This is a genomic window from Euzebya pacifica, from assembly GCF_003344865.1.
GTDB lineage: Bacteria > Actinomycetota > Nitriliruptoria > Euzebyales > Euzebyaceae > Euzebya > Euzebya pacifica.
In genome coordinates, this window is sequence record NZ_CP031166.1 from 512,424 (window position 1) to 529,490 (window position 17,067).

The window sequence follows — 17,067 nt, forward strand, 5'->3', positions numbered from 1 at the left end:
CTCAGCCGCCCAGCCCGACCTTTGCGAGCAGGCCGCGCCACCCACCGCTGCGTCCCATGCCGTCCACCGCCGGCGGCGCCGACGAAGGCCGCAGGGAGTCATCCCCGGTGATGTTCGCCAAGGCGTGCAGAAGTGCATCACGAGCGGGAGATGTGGCGAGGTGCAACCGGGCATCGTTGGCTGCCCGCAGGATCGCGTCGGACTCCGGAACGGCTCCGGCAAAGTTGTATTGCCGGAACTCGTCGCGGACGTTGACCTCGTCGTAGCCCACACCGTCGCGCGCCCGGTTCAGCAGGATCCACAGGTGCTGCATCGGGAATGCCCTGCCGCCACCGGCTACCGGGTCGCAGGCGATCTCGGCGAACTCGAGGTTGTTCTCCTGCGACTCCTTCTCGGGGTTGGTGACAATCACGAGCTCGTCGGCATCGGTGAACACGAACTCATCGAAGATCGGCTCGCCCACGTTCTGGGCCACGGGTGTGTCGATGATGATGTACCGGTAGTTGTTCCTGAGCTCGTTCACGATGCGGCGGAACAACTGGGGCGTGATGTTGCGGATCCTCTGGTCGCGCTTGTTGTGCGGCGCGAACAGCACATGCAGGTTGGTATCTGGGATCGCAGTGAGGGACCGCGTCACCTTCTTCGGGTCCCACGGCGGGTCCAGGAGCCGCATGATGTCGGGCACGGCCTCATTGCGGAGGTCCAGCAGCGTGGAGATCGACGCCTGCGCGGTGTTGGCGTCGACAAGCACAACCTCCCCCGGCTTCCCAGCGGCCTCGGCCAGCGCCGACGCGGCCAACAGGGCAGCGCTCGTCTTCCCGGCACCTCCCTTGTAGCTGGCGAACACCAGTACTTGGGGTGCGGTGCCGGACCGCCGGTTGCCGACGCCTGCGTTGAAGACCTCCACGGGGCCGGTCTCCTCGGCTGACCGAGAGAAGTCGCCGTTGGTGCCCCAAGGCACGTCATGTCCGTTGGTTGGGGTCTGTGGGAACCCGTTGACGGTTGCTGGAGACGGGTTCCCTCGGTGCGGTGCCCACCCGTTCGTGACGGGTTGCGGTTCGATAGGCGGGGATTCGGAGGTCCACGCCGGAGGCACCGGCTCGGGGTCGGGTCCGGACGCCCATGCCGGGACGTCCTCAGCCGGTACGGGCCCAACCGGGGCTGCCTGGGCCGGAGTAGACACGGCCGGAGCGGCAGGCTCGGGCTCGTCCGCCCAGGCCGGTGGCACCGGGCTCGCGGTCGGTTCCGGCTCTGGATCTGGTCCGGCCGCCCATGCCGGAACGGCAGGCTCGGGCTCGTCGGCCCAGGCCGGTGGCACCGGGCCCGCGGTCGGTTCCGGCTCTGGGTCTGGTCCGGCCGCCCATGCCGGAACGGCAGGCTCGGGCTCGTCGGCCCAGGCCGGTGGCACCGGGCCCGCGGTCGGTTCCGGCTCTGGGTCTGGTCCGGCCGCCCATGCCGGAACGGCAGGCTCGGGCTCGTCGGCCCAGGCCGGTGGCACCGGGCTCGCGGTCGGTTCCGGCTCTGGATCGGGTCCGGCCGCCCATGCCGGCATCGCAGGGCCTTCAGGGTCCCCCCAGTCGGGTTCGGCCTCCTCGGGGTCGGCCTCCTCGGGTTCGGCCTCCTCGGGTTCGGCCTCCTCGGGTTCGGCCTCCTCGGGTTCGGCCTCCTCGGGTTCGGCCTCCTCTACAAGCATCCATGGCGGCTGAGAACCGCCATCCGAGCTCCCCGCCCAAGCCGGCACGTCCACGTCAGCTGCACCAACGAGCTCGTCCCCGTGTTCCGGCGGCGGCTCGATGCCCGCATCGTCCCCCGGCCCATCATCGGATTCAGGAGCCAACCCGGAGCCCGACATCCTGAGCTCCCCGTCCTCGCCGCCGATCGGCAGGATGAAATCGGTCTCCGGCAGGTCGTTGAGCGCCGCGATGACATCGTCGGGAGTGAACGGATCCGCGACGACGCCTCCCTCACCAACGACGAGGGTCCGGAACGCCGCCTTCTCCAGACGGGCAACGAAACCCGCAAGACTGTCGTCGTCCCCCATGACGACCACCACCCCGACGGTCTGCACGTCGAGGCCCTTGAGCCCTTCGACCAAAGCCTTGTTCAACGCCGTCCCCTGGGGGACGGTCCGCACCTGCTCGATCACACCCGCACCAACGAGGTGGTCCTCAAGGGTGCGACCGAGGTCCTCGTTTCCGAGGACGATCAGATTGGCAAGCGGCTTCATCGTCTCTCTCCATCAGGTCCGGATACCCCTGATGGTCGACCGGCTCACGCCACCTGCTCGGCCCGTTCCGCGATTGCTGCCAGCTCCCGGGCCTTTCGGTCGTCGATGTTGGTCGAAGCAGCCGCCAGGAAGTCCTGACCCAACGGCCCGAACGACACGATGCTCTTGCGCCCCTGCAGGTCTCGGTAGTAGCCGAACGATGGCCGCACCCCCGACTGCAACCGAACCGCTCCGAACTCCCGCATCTGGGCGATGCGTTCCTCAGACGGTTCGAACCCGACGAGCTCCAACGCCGCAGCCGCCTCAGAGGCATCCGTCATCTTCAACGCGAACACCCGACTGATGTAGGACTCCAGCGACGACCCGGTTCCACCGACCTTGACCAGGTCAGACACCAACTGGGAGATGTAGACCTGGGCCAGGTTGAGCGAACGGCCCTCACGCATCAACTTCTGGATCTGGTTGACCGTGTCAGGGTGGCCAAGGATGTTGTGGGCCTCATCAACGATGAACATCCCGCCCGAGGTACCAGCCAGCATCCCCACGTTGGCGGCCGTGACCGCCCTCACTGCCGCAAGCCCGATCCGCTCTGCGTCGCTGTAGTTCTCCCGCAGGCCTGCGGGCAGGTTCAGGTCCACGTCGAACTCGGTCAGCACGAACTTGCCCGTGCCCTCAGCACCCGCAACAGAATCGAGTCGGGGTCGGGGGCGATCTGACATGAACAGAGCGAACAGCGGGGTTGAAGCCCACATCGCCGTGACCTGCTCACGAACGAAGTCGTCGGTCACGTGCTGCAACGCCTCCATCGCACAACGGGCGCCCCCCTGTGCGCCCTGATTCAGACCGTGACGCAAGGCAGTTCTCTGGGTCTGATCGAAATCCAACACCGTGGTGATCAGGTTCGAGACCAGAGCGGCCGCCGTGGCCGGTTGCCGGGCGTAGCGGAACGGGTCATAGGTGCCTGGCCCCTCGGTTTCGAAGAGCCGCGAGATCGACACCCACTCGCAGTCCAGCCCCTGTGACCGCATCCACTCCACCATCGGGTACAGGCTGTCCTGCCCCTTCGGGTTCACGAACGACACGTTCAGACCACCCAGAACGGCCTGAAGGGCCATATGCAGGGCCAGGAGCGTCTTCCCAGAGCCGGGGATCCCGAAGATGCCGGTGGCTGGTGGCTGGTTCTGCCGGGAGGCTTCGAGGGGGTCGAAGTAGACGGGGGTGCCTTCGGGCAGGCCGCGTCCAACGAAGGCGCCTTGGCCGTCGCCGAGTTCGGTGAACATGCCGAGGCCGGCGTGGGCGGCCATTTCGGTGGAGATGTGGAGCGGGAAGGGGTTGCTGCGCTGCTGTGAGCAGGGCATGCATTCCTCGAGGGCGGCGAGTTGCCGGTGGGTGAGCGGTTTGGTTTCGATGCCGAAGTTGTGCCGGAGCCAGTCGGTGTAGGGCTCGCGGTCGTAGTTGGTTTCGCGGTGGCCGAAGATCACCGAGCAGTTGCGCAGCGAGGCGGGCGCGTCGGCACCGGAGTACTTCTGCTCGGCGAAGACGGTGAGTTCGTTCTCCTGCAGCTCCTCGACGCGGTCGACTTCTCCTGTCTTGGCGGCTTCGGCTTCGGCTTCGCGGCGTGCCCGGATCGACTTGCGCAGTTGCTTGCGGGTGTCGGTTCCTGGTTGGAGTTGCGCGCGTAGCGAGACGACGCAGGGGCCGTCGCCGTGGTCCATGACGGCGGCGATCCATTCGGATCCTGGGGCGCGGAACGCGGTGGTTTGGAATCGTTCGAGGGCGGCGAACTCGATCTTGTCGTCGCGGTCGATGAGTAGGTGGTCGGGGTGGGGGATGATCTCCGGTTCGGCCCCGTTGCCGTGGTTGAACCAGCTTTCGAGTTGGCGTCGTTCGTGATCGGTGGGAATCCTGCCGCCGTGCGCGGCGAGCTTCTGGTGCACCCAGTCGCGGTCCTTGCGGTAGAACGCGAAGTTGGTGGGGTTGTCATCGAAGGCTTCGGCGACGAGGTCCTTCATGAGTTCGAAGATGCTGTTGGCGCGGGAGACCTTGGAGGCGTCGAGGTTGGAGAGTCGGACGCCTACGAACATGGCTTGGGCGGGTGCGACGAAGGCGAGAACTTCTTGGTCCTGGTAGGCGGCCAGTGGCCTGTTCGAGCTGGCTGGCGGTACGGGGCGTTCGTACCAGCGGACGGTCAGGAGGTGGATGTCGCGGTAGAACCCGGCGGGGGCGTTGGCCATGCCGGGGGGTGCCTTGATGGAGGACTGGCCGAGGTCGTTGAGGATCGTTTCGAACTTGCGTCCGTGGTCGAGTTTCTCGTCGATGTCGGAGTACTGGAGTGGGGTGTTCTCGATGACGCGGTACAGCCAGATGGAGCGGTCGAGGCCGACGTACATGCCGTCGTCGCTGCGTTCCATCCATGGTGTGGCCCGGTGCTGGCCGGTCTTGCGGTCGACGGTACCGACCTTCTTTGCGGGGTCGCCGAGGATGGCGTTGCGGGCTTTGGCCAGGTAGGGGTTCACTGGGTGTCCTGCGGCGGGGTGTCGTCGGCGTCAGCGGTCGGTTCGGGCGTCGGGTCAGGGGTGGCCGGGTCCTCGGCGGGGTCGTCGGGACTGGTGGCCCCGGTCTGTGCGGTGGCGGCTCCGCCGGCGGCTGCTTCATCGGCTTCTTGGAGGGTGAGTGGGCAGCGTCCGGGCACGACGCCGGAGACGTGTGTGGCGTGGAAGGAGTCGCCGCCGAGGACGGCTTCGACGCAGAAGCCGACGCCGTTTTCGTAGACGCGTCCCTCGACCTGGGCCCTGGTGCCGGCCAGGGGGGCGTTGGCTTCTCCGAAGGCGTTGCTGAAGGAGGTGGTTTCGAGGGTCCCGAAGGTGGCGTAGAGGCCTCCGCCGATGTCCCGTGCGTATGCGCGTTCGATGGCTGCCAGGTTCTCGAGGACTTCGCGGGCGCGGCGGGCGAACTGGCGGGGGTCGAGCTCGTTGGATGCCTGTACGGGGAGGCCGGCGTACTGCACGGCGTTGGGGTCGATGGCGTTGCCGTACGGTTCGAGGACGGGGCCGAGGCCTTGGCTGTGCCATGCGACGATGTTGGGGAAGGGCCGGTCGTGGCCGTCGACAAGCAGGTCGTAGGAGAGGTCCAAGGCAACGCCGGTGTCGGCGATCATGGCGATCCGGACGGCGACGACGAGGAGGTCGTCGCTGTTCCGGAAGGCGGCGTCGAGGATCTCGACGCTTCGAACTTGGAACCCTCCGATCCCCGGGTATGTGCTGTTGTCGGGGTCTCCGGTCAAGGCGAGAAGGGCTGTGCTGTCGGAGGCGGCGTAGGCGTCGGCCCACTCGTTGACCCTGGCGAGGATGTTGTTGCCGACTTCGACGGAGTCGCTCACGTCGGCCCATCGGGGGGTGGGCACGGTGGTGGTTTCCGGCGAGTCGATCCAGGGTGCGATGGAGAACATGCCGGCGACGACGGCGGTGTCGGTTGCGTTCTCCCGCGGGACGGGTGCGACGGGCACGGTGAGGCGCAGCAGGCCACCTTCGGTGACGACGAGGAACCGGTGGTGCTCGATCTGGCCTTCTTCGGTGGTGACGAAGTAGGCGTCGGACCAGATGATGTCGCTGATACCCAACGGGACCCGGTTCTCTGCGTCGACGTCGTCGTCGTCGAGGAGCAGCAGGTCCATGGTCCGTTCATCGAGGCCGGGCCGGCCGATCAGTTCAGCGGCTGTCGTTTGTCCCGCGGCGGCGAATCCGCCGGATCCACCCCATGCCCATCGGGCGGCTGCGACTTCGGCGAAGGCTCTGTGCGCCGGTTGGGGTTCCTCGCCGGTGAAGGCCAGTGCCGCGTTGGCGGTGACGGTGGCGCTGCGGGCGATGAGGACCGCAACCGGTGACAGCAGGGCAAGCAGGGTGAGCGTCCCGATGATCATGATCGCCCGGGTCTTGGCCTTCTTGTGGGTGCTGAACTGTCGTGGAACTGCGGTGCGTCGGGTGCTCACGGCAACCTTCCCGATTGGATGGTTCTGGGGCGGTTGCTCGGTGATGGTGGTCCGGCGCGGCGTTCGTTCCGCAACATCGGCTGGGGGTGTTGGGCGTCGATGTTGGGTCGTTCGGGCCTGTCGTCGTCCGGAGCGGTTACAGTTGAGGCAACCGCTAAAGATTGGAGCATTACAGATGGCCACGCGACAGACCGTGCTGGACCTGATGGAGAGCGAACGCTGGACCCAGGATCGAGACAAGGACAACCCCGACGGGTTGACGCCTGAGATGCGCGAGTACGCCAAGGAACTCGCGGAACGCATCGTTGATGAGACCGACGCCGAGTTGAACGCCATCTTGCAGATCGAGGATGAGGACACCCGCATCCTTGAGTTGGACGCTGCTGTGCAGCGAGCCGCTCTGATGATGGAGAAGGCCACTGAGGCTCGTGACGCCGCTATGAAGGAAGCAGTGGATGCCGTCCCCGGCCGGTTCCCCGGTGCGGCTCGCCGCCGCGAGGTGGCCGATCTGGCGTTCATGACGCGCAGCCGCATGCGGCAGGTCATGGCCAAGGACAACCTTGGCGCGTCACAGAAGGGCTATGAGCACCGCGAACGGGTGCGTCGCCAGTTCACCGAGACCGAGTACAAGACGATCGACGGCAAGAAGGTCGCGGTGTCGGGCAAGGAGTGGTTGCGTCGGGTGTTCTACGACGAGGGCCGTCGGCAGGTCGACATCGCTGAGGAGGTCGGGTGCGCCCCGCACACCGTGAAGGCCTATCTCGAGCACCACTTCGGCGGGACCGAGCACGACACCCGCGAACGGGACGATGACGGCACCCCGATCGGTGCCTTCCGCAACAACAGTCACTACCAGCGGCGCGACGCCGAGGAGAGCAGGTTGGCCGAGGAGGAGTCGACGGGCGCCGACGCCTGACCGGGGCTGGCGTTGGCGGCGCTTCCGCCGACCATCGCAGGTGATGACTGCTTCCACCCGTGAGGGAGACACCTGATGGACGTCGATGTCAACGGCGAGAAGACCGCCTATGACGTGCTTGGTCTTGACCGCAACGCCTCGGCTGAGGACATCCGGTCCGCTTACCGGCGTTTGGCCGCCACCCATCATCCCGACGCCGGCGGCAACGAGGAGACCTTCAAGGCCGTCACCCAGGCCCACACCCTGCTGAAGGATCCGAGGGCTAGGGCGCAGTATGACGCCGAGCTCGACTTCACCGATGCCCTCGACGAGGCGGAGTTGGGTGACCTGCTGCTCCATGGCGACGCTCCTTCCTGGGAGCAGTCCGATCTGGGTGCCAGCGACCCGTTCTGGTTCCTTTCAGCCGATCATGGGCCGGGGGATCTGCGGTCCTGGTCAGCACCGTCCGTTGAGGGTTCCCCGGCGGGCCAGAGGTTCCCCATGGCCGCCGTTGCCGTCGCCGCAGCGTTGCTGATCGTCGTGCTGCTGGCGGTCGGTTACGTGATCACTGGCTGATGCAGACCCGGCATTTGCCGCTTTCGTTCCACCTTGCTGGGCGGATCGACCAGCCGAAGCGAACGCGGCATTGGCTTAGTGTCGCAACGCCTTCAGCCAACAGCGGGGGTGGCAGTGAGTCCCAATGGGGGTTGAGAGGGGGCTCGTGGGGCCTGACTAGTCCTAAAGGCCGGTCCTAACTTGGACGAACGCGACGGTGAGACCACGTGACCGTCCAGTCGCAAGATGAGGCCCCTATGCCGAAGATCAGCGCACAACATGCAGAGGATCTGATCACCCGCATCCACGCGGGCAAGGTCGTTGACCCCAACGCCATCCCCGACGGGACACGCGGCGCCATCCCGGTGCACCCGACCGGCCTCGTCGCCGGCAACACCAAGGCGTTCCCCGTGCAGCACTCCATCGCCCCCGGTGTGCCGCTGCCCCCAGGCGTCCACGAGAACCACTGGCAGGCCACCACCCGCAAGGACGGACAAACCGTCGTCATCGCCCGCGGCGTCAACTACATCGTGGTCGGCGAGGGCCTCCCCGCCCCCGACCCCACCGCCTACAAGGCAGACGGCACCCCTCTCCCGCAGGTCCCCACCGAGTTCCGCAACTACTCCCACCCGGTGATGTCGTCCGCCGCGCTTCGCCGCGCGGCCCACCAGATCATCCGTGACGCCAAGGTTGCCCGCGAGAGGCTCATCCAGGACCTCGACGCCCACGTCCGCAACGCATCCCGTTCCCTGGACGTCCACGACCGCGCCGGTCACAGCCGCGAGGACGTCACCCAGGTCGCCCGAGAGAAGGCGATCAAGGCCGTCGACGACTACATCGACCCGTCCACCCCCCGGCCGCACACCACCATCACCGGGTTCGTGTTCACCCGCGTGAAGCGCGACGTGCCCCGCGAGGTGCGCCGCACCGCCGGCGCCTCCGATGAGACGGTCCGTCTCGCCAGCTTCGTCAACGCGCAGGAGGACGCCGACAGCCTCGACAGCCGCGCAGCCGCCGTCCGCTACCACGCAGACAGCGTCCGGGCGGCCCGCGCCAAGTCCTTCAGCGGCAAAGCGACGACCGATGCCACCGAGGCCCAGCTGGCCGCTACCGAACGGAACATGGAACGCGTCATGCGCGTCCGTGCCCTCCTCAAGCCGCAGGCGTCCCTCGATCGCCCGGTCGGCGACAGCGACGGCAGCACCTACCTGCGAGACACCATCGATGACCCCTCCGCGCAGGCGGCCTTCGAGGACGTCGAGCAGGGCAACGCGATCACCAGCATCCTGAGCAAGTGGTTCGCCGGCGCGGGGGTCGACACCTCTCGTCTCACCGACCTCGTCCGCATCATGGCCGAGACCGGCGGCAACCCCACGATCGCCGACCTGAACTCCTCCGCTGAGAGCGAGTACATCCAATGGGCCCTGACGCCACTGCGTCAGCAGACGGAGTCCTGGTCCGACCAGGCCGACGTCACCAAGATCATGGCCCGGTTCGGCAACCTGGTGTCCCGTCAGGGGCAGGTCAAGACCGAGGTCGACATCGCCAACGGCTGGTCGGCCTACCAGAGCCACCGTGAGTACGCCGAACGGCCGGCCGTGCCCAACTACTTCACCGCACTGGCCTTCTAGGCGCAGCAGGAAGAACTCACGAAGGCCCCTCCGGCACCGGAGGGGCCTTCGTCGTTCCCGGCCCCGGGCGGCCCGTGCGGCCGACCATCCACCGTGCACGGACGAACCGCAGCACCCAGAAGGCCCAACCCCTTGGACATGACCGCAGATGACTGGAACCGCCTCTACGCGGTGCTGGTCGCCCTCGAAGTCCCCCAGCCGGTCATGAACTTCCCCCATCCCAAGGACAAGGACGACCCGTTGCCGTTGGCCTGGCCCAAGCAGCGGATCGGCATCTGCTTCGACCACAACGACCCCAAGGCATGGGAACGCATCGACTGGCGCGTGTTCAGGCTCACCCGTCAACTTGCACGCGAACTCCCGGGCCCCCTGCGGTTCATCTCCGATGTCGCCTTCGCGCACCGGATCGAGCAGCTTGAGGCCGACGCCAAGCAGAAGACCTCCCGGACCGAACGGGTCCTGCTCGAAGCGATCATGCGGGCCGGACTTCCCGAACCCGACCGCAACATCGAGATCCGCAACGACGACGGCCGCCTGCTCACGATCCCCGATTTCGCATGGGAGGACCGCTACCTCGCCGTGTTCCTCGATGGGTGGGCATTCCACGCCGGCAAAGAAGCCAAGGAGGCCCTCACCGCCGCAGCCAAGGACGCCGGCCACCGCAAGGTCGTGCAGGACCGCATCAAGACCAAGGCTTCCTCCGACGCCGCCGCGCGGGCATGGATGACCGCCAACGGGTGGACCGTCATCGCGGTGGGTGACGGCACCGTGGACGAGGGCGCCCAGGCACTCGCTGATGCCGTCGACAACATCTGCGCCACATGGGCGCGCCTGGACCACAGCGACGCCGTCCGATCCGCACCGTAAGCCACCATCCGGAATGACCGGGGCGCAACGTCCCCCAGAGAGGAACGCACGTGACCACCCCGAAGCGGACCTTCGTGCTCGACACCAACGTCCTGATCGCCGACCCCCAGGCGATCGGCTACCCGGCCGCCAACGGCCGCTTGGCGTTCCCTGGCCGGTTTGACGAACACGACGTGGTCATCCCGATCCGCGTCATCGAGGAGCTTGAAGGGCTCCGCAACCGGCCGTTCGAAGTCGGGTTCGCCGCACGTGAGGCGCTACGCAACATAGAGGCGCTCCGTGTCGTCCATGGAACCCTTGCGAACCCCGTCACGATCAACGATCAGGGCGGCACCGTCCGCATCGAGTTGAACAACACCAGTCGGGCGAACCTCCATGAGGCGTTGCAGGCTGACACCAGCGACCATCGCATCATCGCCGTCGCCAAGAACCTCGCCGACGCCGGCCATGACGTCGTCTTGGTCTCCAAGGACGCCCCGGTCCGGATCAAGGCATCAGTGGAGGGCCTCGCCGCCGAGGAGTTCAAGAACGAGCAGTGGGGCGACTCTGGCTGGTCCGGCGTCGTGGACGCCCACGTCCCCCAGGAGTTCATCGACGAGCTCTACGCGTCCGGACCGGTCGGTGTTGCGCTCACCGACGCCCCCGACAGCTTGATCAACTGCGTGGCCAACACCTGCCTGAACCTCTCAGGCCCGCGGTCAGGCACGCTGGCACGGGTCCACGCTGACAAGCGGGTCCGGGCGATCGCTGACAGCCAGACGCTCGGCGGAAAGATCAGGGGCCGCAACGCCGAGCAACGGTTCGCCATCGACCTGCTGCTCGACCCGCGGGTGGGCATCGTCAGCCTGGCGGGTCTTGCGGGATCTGGGAAGACGATGTTGGCGGTCCTGGCCGGCTTGCAGCAGCGCGACGGCGGCCGTGTGCAGGTATTCCGGCCCCTGGACGCCGTCGGCGGTCCCGACCAATCGGTTGGCTTCCTCCCCGGCACGTTGCACGAGAAGATGAGTCCGTACGTGTCGGCGATCCGCGACAGCCTCGAGGTGGTCTACGCCCCTCACGAGATCGACTCGATGCTGGAACGACGCAGCCTCACCGTCGAACCCGTCACCTATGTCCGGGGCCGCACCCTGCGGGGCCACATCGTGCTGGATGAGGCCCAGTCGTGGGAGCGCCGGCCGCTTGAGGCGCTGCTGACCCGCGCCGGTGAGGACTCCAAGGTCGTGCTGTGCTGGGACCAGGCCCAGTCCGACAACTCACGCGCCACCCCTGAGGCCGGTGTCGCGGGGCTGCGGGACCGGTTCAAGGGTCATCCGATCTTCGGCCACGTAACGCTGCGGCGCACCGAACGGTCCGCGATCGCTTCTGCGGTCAACGAGGTCCTCCACGGCACCAACTGACTTCCCGCCCGGGCGTCGCCGCTGGAATGGTAGGGAGGCGCGCCTGCTCATCGAATCGCGTCACAACCTCCCGTCGAAAGGCCAACAGATGTCCGCAGTCCTCTCCCCCGCCCCGATCCTGTCGTTGCCCCCCAAGGTGGTGGTTGGCAACGGATCCCTGGCCATGGTCGCCACCGACGACGGTGACCGGTTCGTCAAGGCCGGCAGCGTCCTCACCGTGGACGGGCAGCAGCTGCGCGTCGACGCGATCTCCGGTAGCAGGTCGACCTGGTCGGTCGACGCCTCCGCGGCGTAGGAGTCAGGACAGCTGGTCGGCCGAGATTGGGTTCACGACCAGGTCCGCGACGAGCCAGCGCCCTCCCGCCACCGTCGGCGCGGTGAGGGTCAGCAGCATCGAGTGGGTGTCGCGCCGCTCCTCGGCCCCAGCGGTCACCATCGCCTCCACGACCACCAGCACCCGAACCTCGGCGGGGCCCTCGGCCACCACGGAGTGTTCAACGACGGTGCCCACCGAGTCCTGCCGACGCAGGTCCCGAACCGCGTCGGCCTGGTCGAACAGCCCGTCCGTGTCGGTGGTCAACCGTTCGTGCACCTGGTCGGTTACCCATGGCCGCAGCGACGCCCGGTGCTCGGCGGTCCGGAGTCCTGCCGGGATCGTGTAGTAGGCGGCGGCGAAGTCCAGAGCCGACACCACGTTGCGTGGGCTCGCTGGGACCAGCAGGTCCTCGCCGTCCAGCTGCGGGATGTCCTCGTCGTCGAGCAGGACGTCGGCCAGTGCCGGCTGCGGATTGGTCAGCGTCGGGTCGGTCAGGTCAACGTCGACCTGGCCGTCCCCGCCGTTGGGCGCGTCGGCCACCACGGGTGGCACGGCCGGTTCCGCACCGCCGCCGGACTCCGAGGGTGGGGCGCCCCCGCCCAGGGGGGCCAGTAGCACGAGCAGGACGACCACGACGATGGCGGCGCCTGTCACCAGCAGGTGTCGGCTGGTCATCCGGGTTGTCCTGAGCAGGTTCGGGCTGGCATGCACTTGGTGGACGTGGCCGAGGCGAAGATTGCTTGGTCCATGCCGCCGGGCGCGCTACCAGTTGTGGTTCCCATGTTTTGGGCGCACACCACGCTCATCACCTCGTACAGCGGGGAGGAGGCCCCACCGTTGGGATGGAACTGGTGGTGGTTGTGGGCCGGGGTGCCGTAGGCGTTGCCGGTGTAGCCGACGGTCCCAAGCACCTGCCCCTGCTGCACCCGTACCCCCGGGGCGATGGTTGGGTCAATGGAGTCCATGTGCAGCGACAGCCAGTGGTTGCCCGAGTCGCCGCGCAACTGGACCCGGTTGCCGGGGTTGCGGCTGGACGACAGGCCCGAATAGCCGATGGTGCCCGACTCGTTGGCGACGATCGGCACGCCAACCGCCGCGAACATGTCCAGGCCCTTGTGGGTTCGGCTGCCGCCACCGCGCGACGCCCCCCAGTCGTTCCAGAATGTCGTCGGGCCCGCGTTTGGGCACACCAACCCGTTGGCACCGACCAACGACAGCCCACCAACGGTCATGCAGGCGCCGGCGAAGGCCTGGGTTCCTGCTGGCTGTCCACCGGGCAGCGGAGGCTTGCTGCCTTCGGGAGGCGGGTCGTTGATCCGGTCGCCAAGCGCGGCCTCGGCGCCGGCTCGTGCCTCGTCGAGCCACTGGGTGTGGCGGCCGGCGTTGAACGCCGACCAGGGCGTGAAGTTGTAGCCGCCGCCGCGGGGCGCAGTTCGGTAGATGTCGTAGGCGAAACGGGCATTGACCACCGGCTCGTAGATTCCGGGGATGGGCGGGTTGTGGATGTCGTTGATCTGCCACAGGCCGTAGTCGATCGTCCCGTTGGTGTTGGTCCCGGCATTGTTGATGCTCGGGTTGCGCCCAGACTCCGGTTGGGTGAGCGCCACGGCGACGATGAGGTCCTCGCCGCGGAACCCGGCGTCGTAGGCGATCTGGGCGATCTCCTCCCACGACAGCTGTCCGGCGCCGGTGGACAGGTCGGTGGTGCCCGTCAGCGTTGTGCCTGCCGAACCGAAGCCGATGCCGCCGCAGTCCTCCCCGACCATCGACAGGGCGTAGGCCATCACGTAGTTGGCGAAGTCCGGGTGTGCTGCTGGCGTCCATGTGGGGACTTCCACGATGATCGCCGGATTGGCGAGACGACTCACCGACGACGTGACTCCCCACTGGGCCGAGGTCAGGACCGACTGGCCGTCCTCGCTGCGGAACGCTTGGGCCTGCGCGTGGGCGTAGAGGCGGCGCACCGCCTCGGGGGCAGCGTCCCCGGAGGGTTCGTCGGCCGGGCCGGTGGGGTCCTCGAAGACCGACAGGTCTGGGGACACGGAACGGAACGCGTCAAAGACCGCGTAGGCGAACAACCGGTCAAGGTGGGGTTCGCCGTCGGGATAGGGCGGGGCGCACGCCTGGTCCACCGGGTCCCATTGCTCCATGCCCTGCAGGTCGGCCCACAGGGTCGCCAGCGCATCGGCCCCCTCGAGGAGAAGACCGCCGGAGGACGGCAGCCGCCAGGTGTCGGGCAGGGCGAAGTCCTCACCCATTAGGCCGCCGACGAACTGCAGCAACGCCTGGTCGCACACCAGTCCGCCGCCGGCCCATTGGCCGATGACCGCGGGGCCGTCAGCGGGGAAGTTGTCGTTGCCGGCGGCCTTGTCGAAGATTCCGTCGTCGTTCAGGCCGCCGACCCCTGCGTTCCAACCCCAGCCGCGCAACATCCATTCGTAGGGGCGGGCGGGGTGGCTACCACGGACCGGTGCGGCGTGCTGATCGATCAGTCCAACGCCGGGCGGGAGGCTGTGATGGCCGACCATGGCGATCTTCAGGTTGGTCGCCTCGTCGCACCGGTCGTAGTAGGGAACGGGGGGTGTGTCGGGGTTGTTGTCATCGTCGTGCAGCGGTGACGGCGGGACCGGGAAGATGCCGCCGATGCTCCGATCGGAGTCGCACGGGACCTTCTGCCCCCATTCGTTGTAGAGCCATGCGACCTGGACGGCTTCCTGTCCGAGCAGGTTCACCGCGTCGTTGCGGTCCATCACGTTGCCGGTGACCGGGTCGATCACGTGGATGGGCAGGTTCAGTGCTTCGCACCGCACGGCCCGGTCGATCTTCTGCGGGGTGGTCAGCCCGTGCACGGGAAGGGTGCAGATCTGCACATCGGTGAGGTCGACCATCGGTTCGATGGCCTCAAGCGCCATTCGCCAGTAGGCGAGGTGCGTTTCCCAGTCCTGGTCCGACGCGAGGAACCTGCGGTCCATGTTGCCGACCCGCACCAGCTGGGTGATCGCGTCAGGATCCAGATCGATTGGGGCGAACCCGCCACCCCCAAGGGCGGCGTCTGCATCGACCCACGGGCCGGCGACGCAGTCGCCGAGGTCGGTGGCGGTGAACTGCCGCATCGTGACCGGCGCGGGTTTCCCTGTGCCGCAAGTTCCGGCGGGTTGTCCGAGGTGGACACCGATGGCGTGGTTGAGCAGGTAGGCCCGCCAGTCGCTGCCACCGGAGAAGTGGCCGGGTGGGGCGGTCCAGGCGCTGAGCCCGACCGCGATGACGTTGCCGGACACACAGAGCGGGTCCGGGCCGCAGAGGCTGGTCTTGGTGGCGTCGCTGACCAGCACGACGCGGACGTGGGCTAGCGTGAGGCTGGCGGTGCGCTGCAAGGGGCGGCCGGCCGCCGCCCATGACCGGTGGTCGAGCAGGACAGCGTCCACGGTGCCGGCGACCGAGGCGGCAGTGGGGCCGAGGCCGTCTTCCACCTCCACGGTGTAGGCAACCGGTGTGCCTTGGCCCGACGCGTTGGTCGACCCGGGCGCGATCACCCAGCCCTCGGGGGAGACGATGTCCTCCTCGAGTTCCGGCGCGAGTGCGTCGGCGTCTATTCCGGCGTCGTCCTCGGACGTCACCGGGCCGCTAGTTGACGTGCCCAGGTAACCGTTGAGGTACTCGGTGGGCCCACTGACTTCGCCGTCCAACCACAGGCGAAGGTAGGCGTTCATCTCGGTGAGGATCGCGTCGAGTGCGGCATCACCCATCTGCGGATTGCCGGCGAAGCTGGACTCCGACCAGTTGAAGGCCCCGTCGAGGTAGTCCTCGGACAACAGGAACGGGCCGTGCCCACCCGAGACGAACTCGGTTGGTCCAATGACGGCAGCGCCGTCATCGTCGAAGAACCCACCCGCTCCACTGTCCGCCACGGGTGCGGGGAGCGGTTCGCCGGTGGCAGGAGTCGGGCTGGGCGAGGGATCCACGCCGGTCTGGGAGAAGACCACGTGCCCCTCTCCGAGGGAGGCAGTTGAAGAGACTTCGGTCCCGTCCGGGGTGGGCGTGGAATCCGGTGAGCCAACTGCGGGAGTGGCTGCTTGGGTGAGGGCGTGCTCTGGTGCAGGGCCACTGCGCGCCCTCGGCCACCCGCCGGTCATCTCGTCGAGGCTGTACGGATGAACCGTTTGGTGCCGACTGGTGAGGTAGCCGATGCCCGCGACGACTGGCCACGGGACGGACCGACGGGTCGCGAGCGACCGATAGGCCGACAAGGTGTCTGGCTGCGCCGAGGCCACCGCTTCTCCAGCACCTGAGGGTTCAGGATTGGCAGCCGTTCCTACGGGAGACCCGCCACCCAGAAGCGTCATGACGAGGACGAGGACGAGGATCACCGGCAAGGAGCACGCCGCCGCAAGACCCAGGGTGAAGGCAGGCGTTGACCGGATCGCTGCTCCGGAACCAGGCAGGATCACGTTGGCGCGCTTGAGCAGACGGTCGTATCGCTTCTGCAGTTGCTGGCCAAGGAATCCGGACTCCTCAGCGATCCGGTCGATCGCCTTCTGGTTGAGGTCGATCTTCTTGGCGGCTTTCTCCGCGACTGCCGCTGCGGGTTTCAGCCCGGCGGTCAGGGCTTGGTGGGCCGCGCCCGCGCCTGACGCGGTGAGCGCGCCCTTGATGGCTCGTTCCTCAGCCATGTCCCGGACCTTGCCTAGCGCATGGCCAGCGGCTTGGACTTCCTGCCCCGACTGCTTGGTTCTTTCCCCGGCATCCTTGATCTGGGTGCCGGCTTCTTTCGCCTTTGCCCCGACTTCTTTCGTTGCCCTTCCGGCGCGTTCGGCCACATTGCCGGCTTTCTGGGCTCCTTTCCCCCCGACCTCGGATGCCTTTCCGCCGGCCTCGGCGGCTCCACCCGCCACCACACCGACGGCACCAACGATCATGATCGGGACCCCGACGATCGCGCCCTTGCCGGTCGCCGACAACTTCGCACCCGCCTGCACGGCCTTCTGCGACGCCTCCCGGAGTGCCTTGCCGCCCTTCTGGGCTGCCTTGCCGCCGGCCTCAGCAGCGCGACCGCCGGCCTGGGCCGCCTTGCCGCCCACCTCAGCGGTGCGTCCGGTCCGTTCAATCCCTGCGCCGGTTGCCTCGATCGCCCGTCCCGTCCGCTCAACACCAGCACCGACGCGTTCAATGTTGCGTCCAGCGGCCTCCACAC

Annotated in this window: 12 protein-coding genes; 7 read left to right on the plus strand and 5 right to left on the minus strand. The window is 67.6% G+C overall.

What is annotated here, in order from left to right:
• Position 1: 1 nt before the first annotated feature.
• Positions 2-907, minus strand: coding sequence for a MinD/ParA family ATP-binding protein (locus DVS28_RS29015; protein WP_164711216.1), 906 nt, complete (start codon positions 905-907; stop codon positions 2-4).
• Between the two features lie 867 nt (positions 908-1,774).
• Here DVS28_RS29015 and DVS28_RS27765 point away from each other — a divergent pair.
• Positions 1,775-2,365, plus strand: a complete 591-nt coding sequence (locus DVS28_RS27765) for a hypothetical protein (RefSeq protein ID WP_114594881.1) — start codon at positions 1,775-1,777, stop codon at positions 2,363-2,365.
• On the opposite strand, the gene DVS28_RS27770 is transcribed toward DVS28_RS27765, so the two are convergent.
• Together DVS28_RS27770 and DVS28_RS27775 are read right to left on the minus strand one after the other, a co-directional pair.
• Entirely contained in the window at positions 2,272-4,743 is a 2,472-nt protein-coding gene (locus DVS28_RS27770) for an ATP-binding protein (protein WP_114594882.1), read from the minus strand. The genes DVS28_RS27765 and DVS28_RS27770 overlap by 94 nt on opposite strands.
• A complete protein-coding gene (locus DVS28_RS27775; protein WP_114594883.1) occupies positions 4,740-6,215 on the minus strand; it encodes a hypothetical protein in 1,476 nt (491 codons plus the stop codon). The genes DVS28_RS27770 and DVS28_RS27775 overlap by 4 nt, the downstream gene beginning before the upstream one ends.
• Before the next feature lie 175 nt (positions 6,216-6,390).
• On the opposite strand from DVS28_RS27775, the gene DVS28_RS27780 reads away from it, so the two are divergent.
• The 6 genes from DVS28_RS27780 (at position 6,391) to DVS28_RS27805 (ending at position 11,855) form a co-directional block, all read left to right on the plus strand.
• Positions 6,391-7,131: a hypothetical protein gene (locus DVS28_RS27780; protein WP_114594884.1), complete on the plus strand. Its 741-nt coding sequence runs from the start codon at positions 6,391-6,393 to the stop codon at positions 7,129-7,131.
• A gap of 75 nt (positions 7,132-7,206) precedes the next feature.
• Positions 7,207-7,686 carry a J domain-containing protein gene (locus DVS28_RS27785; protein WP_114594885.1) on the plus strand — a complete coding sequence of 160 codons (480 nt, stop codon included), beginning with the start codon at positions 7,207-7,209 and terminating at the stop codon, positions 7,684-7,686.
• A gap of 236 nt (positions 7,687-7,922) precedes the next feature.
• Positions 7,923-9,296, plus strand: coding sequence for a sigma-70 family RNA polymerase sigma factor (locus DVS28_RS27790; protein ID WP_114594886.1), 1,374 nt, complete (start codon positions 7,923-7,925; stop codon positions 9,294-9,296).
• A gap of 138 nt (positions 9,297-9,434) precedes the next feature.
• Positions 9,435-10,163: a hypothetical protein gene (locus DVS28_RS27795; protein WP_114594887.1), complete on the plus strand. Its 729-nt coding sequence runs from the start codon at positions 9,435-9,437 to the stop codon at positions 10,161-10,163.
• 50 nt (positions 10,164-10,213) lie between these two features.
• The gene (locus tag DVS28_RS27800) at positions 10,214-11,560 is read left to right on the plus strand and encodes a PhoH family protein (protein ID WP_114594888.1); all 1,347 of its coding nucleotides are present in this window, start codon (positions 10,214-10,216) and stop codon (positions 11,558-11,560) included.
• A gap of 88 nt (positions 11,561-11,648) precedes the next feature.
• The gene (locus tag DVS28_RS27805; RefSeq protein ID WP_114594889.1) at positions 11,649-11,855 is read left to right on the plus strand and encodes a hypothetical protein; all 207 of its coding nucleotides are present in this window, start codon (positions 11,649-11,651) and stop codon (positions 11,853-11,855) included.
• A 3-nt stretch (positions 11,856-11,858) separates the two neighbouring features.
• Here DVS28_RS27805 and DVS28_RS27810 read toward each other — a convergent pair whose 3' ends face one another.
• Complete coding sequence (locus DVS28_RS27810) at positions 11,859-12,551, minus strand: hypothetical protein (RefSeq protein ID WP_114594890.1); 693 nt, start codon at positions 12,549-12,551, stop codon at positions 11,859-11,861.
• Positions 12,548-17,065 carry a peptidoglycan DD-metalloendopeptidase family protein gene (locus DVS28_RS27815; protein ID WP_164711217.1) on the minus strand — a complete coding sequence of 1,506 codons (4,518 nt, stop codon included), beginning with the start codon at positions 17,063-17,065 and terminating at the stop codon, positions 12,548-12,550. The genes DVS28_RS27810 and DVS28_RS27815 overlap by 4 nt, the downstream gene beginning before the upstream one ends.
• Between the last annotated feature and the right edge of the window lie 2 nt (positions 17,066-17,067).